Source organism: Paenibacillus sp. FSL W7-1088 (assembly GCF_037969855.1).
Taxonomy (GTDB): Bacteria; Bacillota; Bacilli; order Paenibacillales; family Paenibacillaceae; genus Paenibacillus.
Genome location: NZ_CP150216.1, coordinates 6174422 through 6190567, shown reverse-complemented (window position 1 = coordinate 6190567; position 16146 = coordinate 6174422). Strand labels below are relative to the sequence as shown.

General features: G+C 48.4%; 13 protein-coding genes. 10 read left to right on the top strand and 3 right to left on the bottom strand.

Translation table 11 applies throughout. The annotated features are described in order from the left end of the window. Positions 1–345 precede the first annotated feature (345 nt). Together MKY42_RS27965 and MKY42_RS27960 are read left to right on the top strand one after the other, a co-directional pair. Positions 346–2358: a heavy metal translocating P-type ATPase gene (locus MKY42_RS27965; RefSeq protein WP_339846324.1), complete on the top strand. Its 2013-nt coding sequence runs from the start codon at positions 346–348 to the stop codon at positions 2356–2358. Positions 2359–2539: 181 nt separating this feature from the next. After that, entirely contained in the window at positions 2540–3355 is an 816-nt protein-coding gene (locus MKY42_RS27960; protein WP_339846321.1) for an alpha/beta hydrolase, read from the top strand. 154 nt (positions 3356–3509) lie between these two features. On the opposite strand, the gene MKY42_RS27955 is transcribed toward MKY42_RS27960, so the two are convergent. Beyond that, positions 3510–4241, bottom strand: a complete 732-nt coding sequence (locus tag MKY42_RS27955) for a ZIP family metal transporter (protein WP_053779008.1) — start codon at positions 4239–4241, stop codon at positions 3510–3512. Between the two features lie 253 nt (positions 4242–4494). Here MKY42_RS27955 and trxB point away from each other — a divergent pair, with 253 nt between their 5' ends. Next, positions 4495–5436, top strand: coding sequence for a thioredoxin-disulfide reductase (gene trxB / locus MKY42_RS27950; RefSeq protein ID WP_076291238.1), 942 nt, complete (start codon positions 4495–4497; stop codon positions 5434–5436). A 60-nt stretch (positions 5437–5496) separates the two neighbouring features. Continuing rightward, positions 5497–5727, top strand: a complete 231-nt coding sequence (locus tag MKY42_RS27945; protein WP_090904697.1) for a glutaredoxin family protein — start codon at positions 5497–5499, stop codon at positions 5725–5727. Between the two features lie 219 nt (positions 5728–5946). Here MKY42_RS27945 and MKY42_RS27940 read toward each other — a convergent pair whose 3' ends face one another. After that, complete coding sequence (locus MKY42_RS27940) at positions 5947–6144, bottom strand: hypothetical protein (protein WP_053779005.1); 198 nt, start codon at positions 6142–6144, stop codon at positions 5947–5949. 145 nt (positions 6145–6289) lie between these two features. Beyond that, complete coding sequence (locus tag MKY42_RS27935) at positions 6290–7456, bottom strand: ROK family protein (protein WP_090904760.1); 1167 nt, start codon at positions 7454–7456, stop codon at positions 6290–6292. Between the two features lie 199 nt (positions 7457–7655). On the opposite strand from MKY42_RS27935, the gene xylA reads away from it, so the two are divergent. From xylA to MKY42_RS27905, 6 genes are all read left to right on the top strand, one after another. Beyond that, the gene (gene xylA, locus MKY42_RS27930; RefSeq protein WP_090904698.1) at positions 7656–8972 is read left to right on the top strand and encodes a xylose isomerase; all 1317 of its coding nucleotides are present in this window, start codon (positions 7656–7658) and stop codon (positions 8970–8972) included. Positions 8973–9507: 535 nt separating this feature from the next. Beyond that, positions 9508–11001, top strand: a complete 1494-nt coding sequence (gene xylB / locus MKY42_RS27925; RefSeq protein ID WP_339846313.1) for a xylulokinase — start codon at positions 9508–9510, stop codon at positions 10999–11001. A gap of 307 nt (positions 11002–11308) precedes the next feature. Then, the gene (locus MKY42_RS27920) at positions 11309–12025 is read left to right on the top strand and encodes a glycosyltransferase family 2 protein (protein WP_339846310.1); all 717 of its coding nucleotides are present in this window, start codon (positions 11309–11311) and stop codon (positions 12023–12025) included. A gap of 19 nt (positions 12026–12044) precedes the next feature. After that, entirely contained in the window at positions 12045–14012 is a 1968-nt protein-coding gene (locus MKY42_RS27915; protein WP_339846307.1) for a glycosyltransferase, read from the top strand. 234 nt (positions 14013–14246) lie between these two features. Beyond that, positions 14247–14879 (top strand): bifunctional 4-hydroxy-2-oxoglutarate aldolase/2-dehydro-3-deoxy-phosphogluconate aldolase, encoded by a 633-nt coding sequence (locus tag MKY42_RS27910; protein WP_339846304.1) that lies wholly within the window; start codon positions 14247–14249, stop codon positions 14877–14879. Between the two features lie 159 nt (positions 14880–15038). After that, the gene (locus tag MKY42_RS27905; protein ID WP_256222506.1) at positions 15039–15989 is read left to right on the top strand and encodes an alpha/beta fold hydrolase; all 951 of its coding nucleotides are present in this window, start codon (positions 15039–15041) and stop codon (positions 15987–15989) included. Positions 15990–16146: the final 157 nt, after the last annotated feature.

Here is a 16146-nt window from a genome sequence, read left to right as displayed (position 1 = left end):
ATCCATTACCACGAGCCGCTTGTCCTTATGGACGAGTGGCTTTTTTTAATTTGCATCGGCTAAGATGAAAAACCTATTTACAAATGCAGAGCACAGGCATATAATGAAGCTAAAGTTGTATTAGGTAAAAAAAATTGCATAAGTACAAAAATGATTATCATTCTCATTCAAAATGAGTTTGAAAATCATTCAATAACCATGCTGCTGCGGGGATTCCCGCAGCAGCATGTGTCATTTTTAGGGTATTAACAATGGCTCTCATTCTCAATACGACTTCAAAAAAGGGGACATGGATGCAGCAAAATGCAATCCACAACCCGACAATCAGAAAGGATTGTGATTCATATGCAAGCGATACATCAACCTATTCAAACCAAAGCGAAAGCTGAACAGCGCTCTGCCAACACACCAGGTCCGGGCCGGGGGCGCAAACCAGATTTTCGGGCCATGCTGCGCAACAAGGAAATGCAAGCTGCACTGGGCAGTGGACTTTTGATGCTTATTGCCTGGGTGACGGCATCATGGTCTAATCCGTTATCCGTAGTACTGTATATTGTTGCTTATGCCATAGGTGGATGGACCAAGGCCAAAGAAGGCATAGAGACTTTGGTCAAGGATCGTGATCTCGATGTGAACCTGCTCATGATTGCAGCAGCGTTGGGAGCGGCAGCCATCGGCTACTGGAATGAAGGCGCCATGCTGATCTTTATTTTTGCGTTAAGTGGTGCACTCGAAAGCTATGCAACGGAGCGTAGTCACAAAGATATTTCATCGCTGCTGGCGCTCAAACCGGAAACGGCGCTGCGTATTGAGGACGGGAAAATGAATCTTGTATCCATCGATGATTTGCAGCCGGGGGATCTGTTGCTGGTCAAACCGGGCGAACTGGTTCCGGCAGATGGTGTCGTGTACCGGGGTAGCTCTTTTATCAATCAGGCCTCGATTACAGGCGAATCCTTACCTGTAGACAAAATTGCTGGTGACGAAGTATTTGCAGGTACCGTGAACGGCGAAGGCGCTCTATATGTGGAGGTAACCAAATCCGCTGAAGGATCGTTGTTTGGCAAAATTATTAAACTCGTGGAAGAGGCGCAGACGGAAATGCCGGATTCCCAACGCTTTATTGAACGATTCGAGGGGATATACGCGCGTATTGTTGTCGCCGTAACGGTGCTGGTTATTGTGGCAACACCGTTATTGCTTGGTTGGACATGGAATGATGCGTTTTACAAAGCAATGGTCTTTCTCGTTGTCGCTTCACCTTGTGCCCTGGTTTCTTCCATTATGCCGGTCATGTTATCAGCGATGTCCAGCAGTGCACGTCGCGGTATTCTCTTCAAGGGTGGCGCTCATGTGGAGAACATGGCCCAGACCCAGGTGGTTGCTTTTGATAAAACGGGGACATTGACGATGGGTACACCACAGGTGACCGATATTATAACGGCAGACGGATATGACCGGGCTCAGTTGTTGGGTGCGGTAGCTGCCATTGAGAATCTTTCGATGCACCCACTGGCTCGGGCCATTGTGGAGCAGGCAAGCAAGGAGGACCTCAACCTCCCAATTGCTGAACAGGTTCAGGCGCTGACGGGCTGGGGGATTGAGGGGAAAGTAGACGGTGTGCTCTGGAAAATTGGCAAAACGGATGAGTTAGATACGCATCATATCAGTGAGGTAAATAACGCAAATCATATAGAGAAGCAATTAGGTGCTTGTGATATGAATGATCTTGCTGTGTGGCATGGCATACGTGCCCAACTTGAGGGAGAAGGCAAGACCGTGTCTGCCATAACAGCGAACGGGAAGATGGCCGGACTGATCGCGATGAGGGACACTGTGCGCCCACAAGCGGCCGCAGCGGTAAAAATGCTGGAAGCGATGGGTGTGAAGGTGGCTATGCTGACAGGTGATCGTCCTGAATCGGCAGCAGTAATCGCCCGTGAGACAGGTGTGAGCCTAGTGTACGCAGGTCTGTTGCCCGAAGATAAAGTGAAGCAGGTGCATCTACTTCGCGAACAGTATGGGCAAGTGTTAATGGTTGGGGATGGTGTGAATGATGCGCCTGCACTTGCAGCGGCAACGGTTGGCATGGGGATGGGGGTATCAGGCAGCGGCACGGCACTGGAAGTAGCGGATGTTGTACTGATGAATGACAATATTGAAGAAATCGCCTGGGTGATCAGGCAAGCTCGCCGGGCCCAGCGGACGGTGAAGCAGAATATGTTTTTTGCCATCACGGTAATTCTGGCTCTAATCGCGGGTAACTTCTTACAAGATGTTGCATTGCCATTGGGCGTGGTAGGCCATGAGGGCAGCACGATCCTGGTTATTCTGAATGGACTAAGACTGCTGCGGTAAGTAAATCCATTTGAAAACGACGGCGTTTGAACCTTGGGTCAGCGGGTAATGATTCGAAGAGACGATTCCAGAGGAACGTTCCACACGGAATATGACTTAGGGAACGTTGTTATTACAACATTACCAAGCAGATCGGTAATTTGCCGCTGCAACGATATGACAATCAAGGGAGCTGTGAATAATGGGACGTTACGTACAAGTGGAACCGAATGTGAGTATATTTGTTGAAGATATTGGTCAAGGAACACCGGTTGTCTTTTTGCACGGCTGGCCAGTTAATTATAAAATGTTCGAATATCAATTAAATGTACTGCCGAATCAAGGCATTCGTGCGATTGCAATAGATTTCAGAGGTTATGGCAAGTCGGACGCTCCGTCCACAGGTTATGACTACGACCGGATGGCGGACGATGTTCGTGCCGTAATCGATGACCTGGAGTTGACCGACGTGGTGCTTGCAGGCTTCTCCATGGGTGGAGCGATTGCCGTGCATTATATGGCCCGCCATGCGGGACATGGTGTATCCAAGCTGGCACTATTGTCTGCGGCGGCACCAGTGTTCACGCAGCGTGAGGGTTATCCATATGGACTTACTCCGGCGCAGCTCACCGAGCAGATTATTGAGCCAATCTTCGCAGATCGTCCGAAGCTGCTGGAGACGTTTGGCGGCATGTTTTTCGCGAAGCAGCACAGCCAGCCGTTTATGGATTGGTTCCATGCACTCGGTATGGAAGCCTCGTCTTACGCTACGATCTCCAGTGCAATTGCACTGCGAGATGAGGATTTGCGAGGTGACCTGAGTTCGATTCAGGTACCTACAGCCATTTTGCACGGGAAGAAGGATGGGATATGTCCGTTTGAATTCGCCGAGGAGATGCACAAAGGCATTGCCGGTTCTCAATTGATTGCTTTTGAGGAGAGCGGTCACGGGGCGTTCTATGATGAATTGGAAAAATTCAATGCCGAACTGATTCGATTTATCAAATCCGGAATCTGATCGTTAATCGACCTTTACAGATCGTTTCAACTATTCATTGAATCTTCATTTGTGAACAAAAAAAGAACCTGGAAGTTCAGCGAGCTGCTGTGCTTTCAGGTTTTTTTGCCGTCCATTCTTGTGTTCATGTGGGGGCTGTTCTTTGTTCTTTCCATTAAAAGAGTTCAGTCAGCCCAATCATCGTGATCAGTCCGAGCAAAAAGGAAACCGTTGCCGCCCGTGCGTTGCCGTCGCCGTGGCTTTCGGGAATCAGTTCCTTGTACACGATGAACATCATCGCACCCGCTGCAAAGGCAAGACCATAAGGAACTAGACCGGACACCAGACTACTGAGTGTGTAACCAATCATGGCTGTAACAATTTCAACTGCGCCAGTCAGCGTGGCGATACCGAGCGCTTTGAAGCGACCGATGTTCTGATTGACGAGGAAGAGGGCGACCAGGAATCCTTCCGGCGCATTCTGCAATCCAATGGAAAAGGCAATCAGATTGCCAAGTCCTGCGTCACTGCTTGCGTAGCTGACACCTACCGATAGCCCTTCGGGCAGGTTATGCATGGTGATGGCTGCAATAATCATGAAGGCTTTGGCTTCAATTTTGAAAGGCATCTTCTCGGGATTTTCCAGATCCACATGGGGAATCTTCATCTCCAGTACAAGCAGAACCATGCTGCCCAGCATGATACCAAGGGCAAGTACGAACAAATTGGATTGCCCGAGTGCTTCCGGTATGAGATTGTACACCGAGGCAGAGGTCATGATGCCTGCTGCGTAGGCAAGCAAAATATCACGCAGACGGTGAGTTACTTTGCGCATAAATAGAATAGGTATGGCCCCAAGGCCGGTAGACATGGCTGAGATAAAGCTGCCAATGAGTGCATCGTTCATGCTTCCATTTTCCCTCCTGATGAAGACTTCTTCATAATCGCTGCCGAGCATTGACACCGTACATAAAAGAGATCATAATGAACAACAGATTAGAATGATTATAAATTAGAATTCCGTTTCTGCATAGGTTAATTGTCATAACGGGCAGTTCATGTGGACATGATGTAGGCTTTCGTTCTAGTGTATGCAAAAGCATTTGCTTTTGATGCCGGAGAGCCTGACCTTTTTGCAGAACCCGGGGGAGGAACTATACATGTATAAATCAATTATTATTGGAACAGGCCCTGCAGGGCTGACAGCAGCAATCTATCTGGCACGTGCCAACTTGAACCCACTCGTTATTGAAGGACCACAACCTGGTGGTCAACTGACAACAACAACAGAAGTGGAGAACTTCCCAGGTTTCCCTGACGGTATTATGGGTCCTGAACTGATGGACAATATGCGCAAACAAGCAGAACGCTTCGGTGCAGAATTCCGTACAGGCTGGGTAAACAACATCGATATGAGCGAGCGTCCATTCAAAATTCAGGTTGAAGGCATGGGTGAACTCGTATCCGAAACCTTGATCCTGTCTACGGGCGCATCTGCTAAATACCTTGGTATTCCTGGAGAAGAAACGAATGTGGGCCGTGGTGTCAGCACTTGTGCGACATGTGACGGATTCTTCTTCCGCAACAAAGAAATCATCGTTATTGGCGGTGGCGACTCCGCGCTGGAGGAAGCGAGCTTCCTGTCCCGTTTCGGTTCCAAAGTAACCCTGGTACACCGTCGTGAAGAACTGCGTGGCTCCAAAATCATGCAGGATCGTGCACGCAGCAATGAGAAAGTGGAAATGGCATTGAACCGTACCCCTCTGGAAGTGTTGGCTGGCGACAACGGCGTAACAGGATTGAAAGTACTGAACAACGAAACAGGTGAAGAAGAAATCATTCCTGCTAGTGGTGTATTCGTAGCGATTGGTCACACACCAAACACTGGATTCCTGGGCGGACAGATCACAACCGACGAACACGGTTATATTCTGACTACACCGGGAACATCCGAAACCAATATCCCAGGCGTATTCGCTTGTGGTGATGTACAGGATACCCGTTACAAACAAGCGATCACAGCAGCAGGTAGCGGATGTATGGCTGCGATGGATACAGAGAAATATATTGAGAGCTTGGAGCATAGCGCAGTAGTCCTGTAAGGGAAGAGCTGTTTTGAGCAATAGATCAGTCTATAAAATAACAATATGAGGTGAATCAACATGGAAAACGTAATTGTATACACATCGACCAACTGCCCAAATTGCAAATCGGTAAAAAGCTTCCTGGCTGACAAAGGCATCTCTTATGAAGAGCGCAACATCGAGACAAGCGATGAGTTCGCACAACAAGTATGGGACATGGGCGTACGTGCCGTACCTCTGACTATCATTGGTGAACACCGCATTCTGGGTATGAACAAAACTCAATTTGCTAAAGCGCTTGACGCTTAATTTACCCTCTATAGGGTAAGTTCAAGTCACATGCAGCTATTCCGGTTCGCGCGAGCCGTTTGAATATATATTGGAGAAGCCTTGGTCCGAATCAGGACTGAGGCTTCTTTTATCTTCAACATGAAAAATCCCCTTTCACAGCTACAATAGAGCACATGTTTCATGAACTCTTTTGTGGATGTAAAAAGGGATTTGACGGTAAAATGAAACATATTTTATCTAGAAAAAGATACTCATAAAGGTCTGAAATACTACATACACCAGTACGCCTGACAGCATGTACATGAAACCAGCCTTCTTTTTGCTCTGAAACAATCGAAGTATGCCAAGGCTGAACAGCGGCGCAAGCACGATCAGGAACAGGAGTACGGTGACAAACATTTGCGCCGAGATATCTGAAGTATCCACGTAGGTCACGAATTTTCACTCCGTTTCGTCATCGGAATTAACACAGCGACATTCATGCCGCCATGACAAAAATCACATAACCCTATTATACCTCTGGATTTCTTTAACAAAAAGGGAGGAAATGGGGCAAAATGATGTCAATTTTCAGCGGTTATTAGACGGAAACTCTTATTTTACCTAGAAATTGGGAAATTGCTGAGTAAGCGGCACCAACACGTGTGGACCGACTGCCCAGAGCAGCCCATTCTATCTGCAAACTGCGGCGGTGATAGGGCAACGTACGCTCCTCCACCACTTGTTTCAGCGCCGTTTCAATCCAGGGTCCTGCTTCAGAGAGAGGGCCGCCGATAATAATGCGCTCAGGATTGAAACTGTTAACGATATTGGTGATGCCAACTCCCAGTTTGCGGCCAATTTCCTGGTATAGCTTCAATACATCTTCATGGCCTTGCTGTGCATAATCAATCAATTCCCGTGTCGTATGTGCCGGCAAAAGCAACTGATGATCCGGGTGCTCATAAGCTTTCTCCGAAGCATATAACTCCCAGCAGCCACGATTGCCACAGGAGCAAGGTCTGCCCTCTGCTTCAATGGACATATGGCCTGTTTCTCCTGCATATCCCCAGGCTCCTTTGTACAGCTCGCCATCCACCATAATGCCTGAACCGATCCCGATGCCTGCACTAATGTAAATCAGATGACGTACACCGATGCCTGCACCAAAATTCAATTCTCCATGCGCACCTGCATTCGCTTCATTGTCGATCGTGACAGGTAACTCGAATACTTCTTCCAGCATGGCACGCAGGGGAACCTTCTCCCACCCCAAGTTGGGTGCAAACAGCACCGTTCCTTCCTCGTCCACCATGCCCGGTACCCCGATCCCAATACCAATTACCCCGTGAGGGGAGGGAGGGGCTGCCTGAATCAGATGTTCTGCTGCAAGTTTCAACTGTTCAAATACAGAGGACACATCATGATGTTCCAACTTAACGGCATATTCTGTGATGATGTGACCTTCCAGATCGGTAAGCACACCTTTTAAGTGGGTCACGCTAAGTTCCAAGCCTACGGCATATCCCGATGTACCGCGAAATAGCAGCATGAGAGGTTTGCGTCCACCGCTGGATTCCCCAGGGCCAATTTCCTGCAAAAGCTCATCATTGATCAGATCGGCAACCAGATTGGATACCGTTGCTTTATTCAGCCCTGTAATCTCGGATACCCGTGCACGGGAGAGGGGGGCATGACGCCGTATCGTATCCAGGACGATCGACTTGTTTATTTTTTTGACCAGCATCTGGTCTCCGGTAATTTTCATATCCATATGGCACTCCTATTCTTCTAAAAAAGGGTTCAGACCCGCAATCCGTAAACAAGCTATTCGACTATTATAGCGTAAACAAACGAGCAAAAAAAATTTTATTTTTACTTTGTTTAACCAATAGACAAAGTATAACTGATGTGTTAGGATAACGTTGTAAACGATTACTTTCAAAACTATTGAGGAGGCATTTACCATGGCCTATTTTGAATCCGTTAATAAAATTTCATTCGAAGGTAAAGATTCCACGAATCCATTTTCTTTTAAACATTATAATCCGGAAGAAGTTGTAGCTGGCAAATCGATGGAAGAGCACTTCCGTTTCGGCATGGCTTATTGGCATACATTAACAGCGGGCGGTAGTGACCCGTTTGGTGCAGAAACTGCTGTTCGTTCTTGGGATAAATACTCCGGTCTGGACCTCGCGAAAGTCCGCGTGGAAGCGGCATTTGAATTTTTGGAAAAAATGAATCTCCCGTTCTTCTGTTTCCACGATGTGGACATCGCACCAGAAGGCAACAGCCTGCGTGAGTTCTACAGCAACATTGATACGATTGTTGACCTGATTGAAGATCACATGAAATCCAGCGGCAAAAAATTGCTCTGGAATACAGCGAACATGTTCTCCAACCCACGCTTCATGTTTGGAGCAGCTTCCACTTGCAACGCAGATGTGTACGCTCACGCTGCAGCGCAAATCAAGAAAGGTCTGGAAGTGGGTAAACGTCTGGGCGCAGAAAACTATGTGTTCTGGGGCGGTCGTGAAGGTTATGACACATTGCTCAACACAGACATGCAGCTGGAGCAAGACAACATTGCTCGCATGTTCCACATGGCAGTAGACTACGCGAAGGAAATTGGCTTTGATGCACAATTCCTGATTGAGCCTAAACCGAAAGAGCCAACGAAACACCAATACGACTATGATGCAGCAACTTCCATTGCCTTCCTGCAAAAATACGGTTTGGACAAACACTTCAAACTGAACCTGGAAGCTAACCATGCAACACTGGCTGGTCACACATTTGATCACGAGATCCGCGTTGCCCGTACAAACGGTATGCTCGGTTCCCTCGATGCCAACCAAGGCGATATGCTGATCGGCTGGGATACGGATGAGTTCCCGGTTGATATGTACGATGCTACATTGACAATGTACGAAGTATTGAAAAACGGCGGTATCGGCCGTGGTGGTGTGAACTTCGACGCCAAAGTACGTCGTGGTTCCTTCGAAGCAGACGATCTGTTCCTCGCACACATCGCTGGTATGGATACGTATGCTAAAGGTTTGAAAGTAGCAGCGAAATTGATTGAAGATCGCGTATTCGATGACTTCATCGAAAAACGCTACAGCAGCTTCAGCGAAGGTATCGGTGCTGATGTGGTTGCAGGTAAAGCAACACTGGCTTCCCTTGCAGAATACGCGCTGAACAACGAAAGCCCACGCAAAAATCAATCCGGACGTCAGGAATTGCTGAGAGCAAAACTCAACCAATACATCCTGGCTGACTAATACCGGTTAAGCTTTGGGTATGGAAGATTGTGAACCAACGAATACGTTTTGCCTGTAGTGACGCTTGTGCAGGAGTATAACAAAGTGTGCACGCCAGCATAGCCTAAGCTTGTACCACGGAACGCCTGAACAAGCATGACATTCGGACCGTCCCCGACTTTCCCCTGGGAAGGCGGGGACGGTTTTTTGATACCTAAACCAATGATACATGAGTGACCTACAGGCGTATCAAGGTTTCATTTATAACCAATGACGAATCAAGGTCATTGGATCAATCTTTCCGCTATAAGAACGAGTACGTTTTTACTGTTTTGATATAAATGTTTGTCTAAGATGGTGCATGCAGAACGGAGTGAGCAGAAAGGACCCGGAGGAAGCAAAGCGGTCGCATTTATCCCCGGATTTCTCCCTTGCTAAAGGGTATAAAGGAAATCCGGGGGTAACGGCGATCCGAGGGTTTTCTGATCACGGAGTGCCCACATGAGCATCAAAGTTTCATTTATACAATCCTGTTACAAACGAGAGGAGTTAACTCATGAGTTACGTAATTGGTGTCGATCTGGGAACCAGCGCAGTGAAAACGGTGCTGGTTAACCGTGAAGGAAAAGTGGCATTTGAAGCGTCCGAGGCTTATCCGCTGTACCAGCCCAAAGCTGGATACAGTGAGCAAAACCCCGAGGACTGGGTAGAGCAGACAATTGTTTCACTGCGCAAATTGCTGGAGGTGTCCGGCGTGCATCCTTCGGAAATCGAAGGGCTGAGTTTCTCCGGACAGATGCATGGATTGGTGCTGGTGGATGCCGAGGGTAAACCGCTGCGCAATGCCATCCTGTGGAACGATACACGGACAACGGCTCAGTGCCGTCGCATTGAGAAAGTACTGGACGGGAAATTGTTAAGTATTGCCCGTAACCGTGCGCTCGAAGGTTTTACTCTGCCCAAAATCCTGTGGGTACAGGAGAACGAGCCGGAATTGCTGCAACAGGCCGCTCTGTTCCTGTTACCGAAGGACTATGTGCGGTATCGCCTGACAGGTGATTATTCCATGGATTATTCGGATGCAGCGGGCACTTTGCTGCTGGATGTTGCAGGCAAGCAGTGGAGCAAGGAAATCGCGGAAGCTTTTGAACTGCCGTTATCCTTGTGCCCACGACTTGTGGAGTCATTTGAGGAAGTAGGCACATTGCTGCCTGAGATTGCGGATCAAACCGGACTTGCAGCCGCTACGAAAGTATATGCAGGCGGTGCGGACAATGCATGCGGAGCCATCGGTGCAGGCATTCTGAGTGAAGGGCAGACGATGTGCAGCATCGGAACGTCCGGGGTAGTGCTTTCCTATGAAGAGCGTAAAGATCTCGATTTTGAAGGCAAAGTGCACTTTTTTAACCATGGCGAGAAAGATGCCTTCTATATTATGGGAGTAACGCTTGCGGCAGGATACAGCCTGTCCTGGTTCAAGGATACGTTTGCAGCGGACAAATCATTTGATGTGCTTTTGCAGGGCATTGATGCGATTCCAGCGGGAAGCAACGGGTTGTTGTTCACGCCTTATATCGTTGGCGAGCGTACACCGCACCCGGATGCAAACATTCGTGGCAGCTTTATCGGTATGGATGCCGGTCATAAGCTGGAGCATTTTGGACGTGCAGTGATGGAGGGCATTACGTTCTCTCTGCGGGAGTCCATCGATATTCTGCGTAACGCTGGCAAAACGGTCAACGAAGTGATCTCCATTGGTGGTGGTGCCAAAAATGAAGCTTGGCTGCAAATGCAGGCCGATGTCTTCAATGCAACCATTGTGAAATTGGAAAGTGAGCAGGGCCCAGCAATGGGCGCAGCCATGTTGGCAGCTTATGGCTGTGGGTGGTTCCCATCTTTGCAGGACTGTGCAGCAGCATTCATTCGTCCTGCCAAATCCTATACGCCTAACCCGGAAGTGGTTAAGGTATATGATGAACTGTTCGCGCTGTATCAGGATGTGTACGGGCAAACACGCAGCCTGAATGACCGTTTGGCCGAGTACCGTTAATTCAATGTTTTCCGGTAGGGTAATGACTTAAGGTCATTCAATATGAATTCAGTTAAATATTAAACCAATGAAATATTACATTAAGGAGGCACCTGCGAAAGCGGGTGCCTTTTTTGTCGTTGTCCGGAGAAAAGAAGGACATTTCGTTTTTGAAGGTTCCTAAACGTCATGAAAGGTTTCCCTGCCAGACATAACCCTGTTCCAGACGCGCATAGATTAAATATTGAGGTTAGTAGAGGTTCAGCCAATTAATTATCCATAACACATCAGTTATTACGTGTGACAGACTCAGCCTGGAGGTGTGGAGTTGGAAGATCGTGAAGAAACCACAAGGCCGCATGTCACCTTGTCCATGATTGTCCGCAATGAAGAGCACAGGTATCTCAGACAGGCGCTCGAAACTCACCGACCGTGGATTGATCGTGCAGTGATTATTGACGACGGCAGTACGGACCATACCGTCGCTTTATGCCAGGAAATGCTGGAGGGAATTCCGCTTACGTTGATTGTGAACCCGGGCTCCCTGTTTGCAGACGAGGTAAGTTTACGCAAGCAGCAGTGGGAGACGACGGTGGCTACCGGACCGGAATGGATTTTAAACCTGGATGCGGATGAAATTCTGACAACCGATTTTGGTGCTGTTCGGAATCAACTGTTGAGTGGAACGGAGGACGCCATTTATTTCAGGTTGTTTGATATGTGGAGCGATACACATTACCGGGAAGACCAATATTGGCAGGCTCATGCGTATTATCGGCCATTTCTGGTCAGATACCGCCCGGAATGGACCTATGAATGGAAGGAAACTCCGCAGCACTGCGGCCGTTTTCCGCTAACGATTCAGCATTTTGCCTATGGATGTCATTCCCCTCGGGTGAAGCATTATGGCTGGGCGCGTGCAGAGGACCGGATTCGTAAATATGAGCGCTATCAGGAACTTGACCCGGATGCGAGATATGGCTGGAAGGAACAGTACGAGTCCATTTTGGATGCAGAGCCAAGACTTCTGCAATGGTCGGAATAAGGGAAGGAGGACATTAGATTTGAAGAAGGAAAAAGAAAAAGGCAAAGAAGAGCCAAAGGAAAAGATTCTTATCGCCAGCCCTGTTCGGCAGACGGCAGCGGTACTCCATGAATTTCTCCAGTCCCTGGAATCGCTTGAGCGAACGGCGGTAACAACCGACTATCTGTTTGTGGACGATAATGAAGAAGAAGCGGCATCCAATATGCTCCATGAGTTTGTACTGCGGCACGAAGGCAACCTTATGGATGCGAATGTAGATAAAGCAGATCTTAATCAGGGAAAAGGAACATACAACAAGGACGAGGGCGGGCACTATTGGCGCGACGAACAGATCTGGCGGGTAGCGGGTCTGAAAAATCGGATATTGGCATATGCCCGTGACCAGAAGTACGATGCCGTATTCCTGATTGATTCCGATCTCGTCCTGCATCCACGCACATTGGAACAGCTTGCATCGAACAAAAAGGAGATCATCTCTAACATCTTCTGGACACGATGGCAGCCGGGCACAAGGGAAATGCCACAAGTCTGGTTGCAGGATGAGTACGCCCTGTTTCGCAAGGGAGGCAAACGCAATGCGGGGGAGGAAGCAGAGGACGAAGGTACACAAACGGATACATTCCTGAGGCAATTGCGTTCGCCGGGTTGTTATGAAGTGGGGGGCTTGGGGGCCTGTACCCTTATTCGCAGGAATGTATTAGAGTCCGGGGTTTCGTATAACCAGATTCCGAATGTATCTTTCTGGGGAGAAGATCGCCATTTTTGCATCCGTGCTCAGGCATTGGGGTTCCGTTTATATGTGGATACACATTATCCGGCCTATCACATCTACCGACTATCGGAATTGCCAGGAGTAGCTGCTTTTAATCGCAGAGCCAAACGCGGAGAGGAATCAATCCGTATTTCGCTGTGTATGATTGTGAAAAATGAAGAGGCTTCCCTCGCCAGATGTCTGGACTCGGTTAACGGGATCGCTGACGAGATTGTGATTGTAGATACGGGTTCGACGGACCAGACGCGTCAGATCGCAGCTCGTTATACGGACCGCATCATCGATTTTGAATGGGTGGATGATTTTGCAGCAGCAAGGAACTTTGCCTTTGAACAAGCAACAAGTGAATATATACTATGGCTGGATGCAGATGATGTGTTTGAACCGGATGATCGTGTGAAGCTCATTGAACTGAAGCGTTCCCTGGACCCTGCTGTGGATAGTGTCACGATGGATTATCATCTGTCCTTTACGGCGGAGGGGAAGGTGGCGTATAGTCTCAGGCGGAATCGGCTGGTGCGGCGGGATCGGAATTATCGCTGGATTGGTGCAGTGCATGAATATCTGGAAGTTGCTGGTCATCTGCTGCATAGCGACGTGGCAGTCACGCATAAGAAAGATAAGGAATACACGGATCGCAATCTAAAGATTTATCGCAAACGCGAACAGGCAGGGGAGGAATTCTCTCCGCGTGATTTATATTATTTTGGCAATGAATTGAAAGACCACGGGCATCTTGAAGATGCGGTGCAGTACTATGGGAAATTTCTGGACACCGGGCTGGGATGGGTAGAAGATCAGATTGCGGCATGCCAGAAAATAGCTGATTGCGAGGCAGCGCTTGAACGTTCGGAAAAGGAAATCTCGGCATTGCTGAGATCCTTTGCCTTTGATCTGCCGAGGGCCGAGATTTGCTGCCGATTGGGTGGATATTTTGCCGACCGTGCCGATTACCGCAAAGCTTTATACTGGTATGAACAGGCGACCCGCGCCGTACGTCCAACCGATCCAATGGTAGTATTGAACGAAGCTGCATGGACATGGATGCCGCATTTACAATTGTGTGTGTGTTATGACCGGATGGGCAATCGGGCGAAAGCCAAAGAGCACAATGACATTGCTTTGATGTACCATCCGACACATCCCAGCATGTTATATAACGATCGGTATTTTAAGGATCTGGAGAAAGATAATAGTGTGCTGGAGAAAGCCTAAAGCATACCTCTCTAATGGAATAAAGTGGATGGATAATCCCTTTTCCATTAGAGAGGTTTTTGGGTTTTCATTTAACTGTCTGCCGGAAACTTGGATGCACACACTCTCTCAAGAAATTGGATCAAATGATTACATCCAGGGGACGATATGCTTTACAATAGTGACTAACGGAAAAGCGGTGATAACGAATACTTGTCTTCGGCTGCCGAATCTATGAAACAAGGGGAAGTTGGCATGAATCTGACGGAAGTATTATTGGAATCGAGATTGGTAGCTATTGTACGTGGTATTAGCCGGGAATCTGCTCAGGCAGCAGGGCAGGGGATGACTGATGGGGGAATCCGTCTGATGGAAGTGACGCTGAACACACCTGGGGCACACGATATTATTGCAGACTGGCGTGCAAGGCATGAGGGTAAGGCTTATATCGGAGCGGGCACGGTACTCAATGTGCAGATGGCCAAAGAAGCCGTTGCAGCGGGCGCTCAATTTCTCGTGTCTCCTAATGTCGATCTGTCCGTTATTGAATATGCTGTAGAACATGGCGTGGAGATCTGGCCCGGAGCGATGACTCCAACGGAGATTGTGGCTGCCTATGAAGCAGGAGCAAGAGTGGTGAAGCTGTTCCCGATGGCGAGTCTGGGCATTCCGTATTTACGTGAAATCAAGGCACCACTAAATCATATTCCACTGCTTGCAACAGGCGGAGCAACACTGGATAACATTACGGATTATTATGCTGCTGGTGCGGCGGCAGTGGGGCTTGGAAGTGCACTTTTACCACGAGAAGCACTTGCAGCAGGGAATGATGAGCATATTGCTGCTTGCACTCGTGCTTTTGTGGAAATAGCGAAAATCAAGGATTGAACCTTGAAGCCAACGCAAGTGGATTACACTCATCAGGTTATATATTAAGAAGTGCTTCTGAACCAAATAGATAATATAAGAAGTGATGTGGATTAACGTCCTGTTAACCTTGCTGTCGTATGATGGAGTCAGGCCAGAAAACGGAGAGGAGTGACACCAGTGAAAGCTAAAACGATGATTGGCGGGATGATTGCGGTTGCCGCGGTAACTGCGGGTGGTTTATGGAAGGCAGCGGTGAAGAGTCAGACCCCCAAAAAGATTCCGATTACGCTCACACCGCCCATGCCATTTGAAGATATAACCTTCGAGAGTGGAGGCGGGCGAGTCCATGGCTGGTTCATTCCGGCTGGAGCTCATGTCCCGAAGCCTTGGCCTTTGATTATTATTGCACATGGATGGGGCTCCAATCGATCACGTGTCCTCCGTTATGCTCGTCCCATTTGGGAAGCAGGTTATGCGCTCTTTATGTACGATGTTCGAAGCCATGGAGCCAGTGATCCAGTTAAAGCAGCTTCAGCTTACCTATTCCGCGATGATCTGCTGTCAGCATTGCAATATACATCCTCACGGCCGGAAATTGATCCAGCAGCAATCGGTGTGCTTGGGCACTCCTTGGGCGGACTAGGCACGATCCTCGCTGTGACGGAGGGTATTCCTGTATCTGCGGTGATCACGGACTCCATGCCATCCCAATTCGAGGTTATCGTCAGTTCGGAGCTGAGGCGCCGGCGTCTGCCTCTGTTCCCCCTGGCCCAGCTGATTCCACGAATCTGGTTCTGGCGGCTTGGTGAATCTCTGAAAACATACCGCCAGCGTGATCCAGTCATGCTGCTGAATGAACGGCGGAAAGGCATGCAGCTGCCGATGCTTATGGTACATTCCAAAGGTGATAACTTTATTCCACCGAGCGAACTTGAATATTTTATGTCCAAAGCGGACCCGCCCGTGGAGCATCTGTGGGTCAATAGCGGTGGCCATAGCTGTTCAGAGGAGGATCCTGCGTTCTGGAATACGGTGATTCCCTTCTTGAAAACTCATGTACAGGTGCAGGCTCAGTCCAATGAATCTGTTATACCGAACGTCAATATAGAGAAAATTCAGCCCACTTGATGCTCAGGCTGATCCTCGAAACGCCAACCCGGTTGGCGTTTTTTTGCTGTTTCTATACAATATGCAGAAATTCACATTTGTAAAATTGTTGGGAAAATGACGATTAAAAAGGAAGCTTATGGTATCATAGAATAGACTGGCAATATTCATGCGAGGT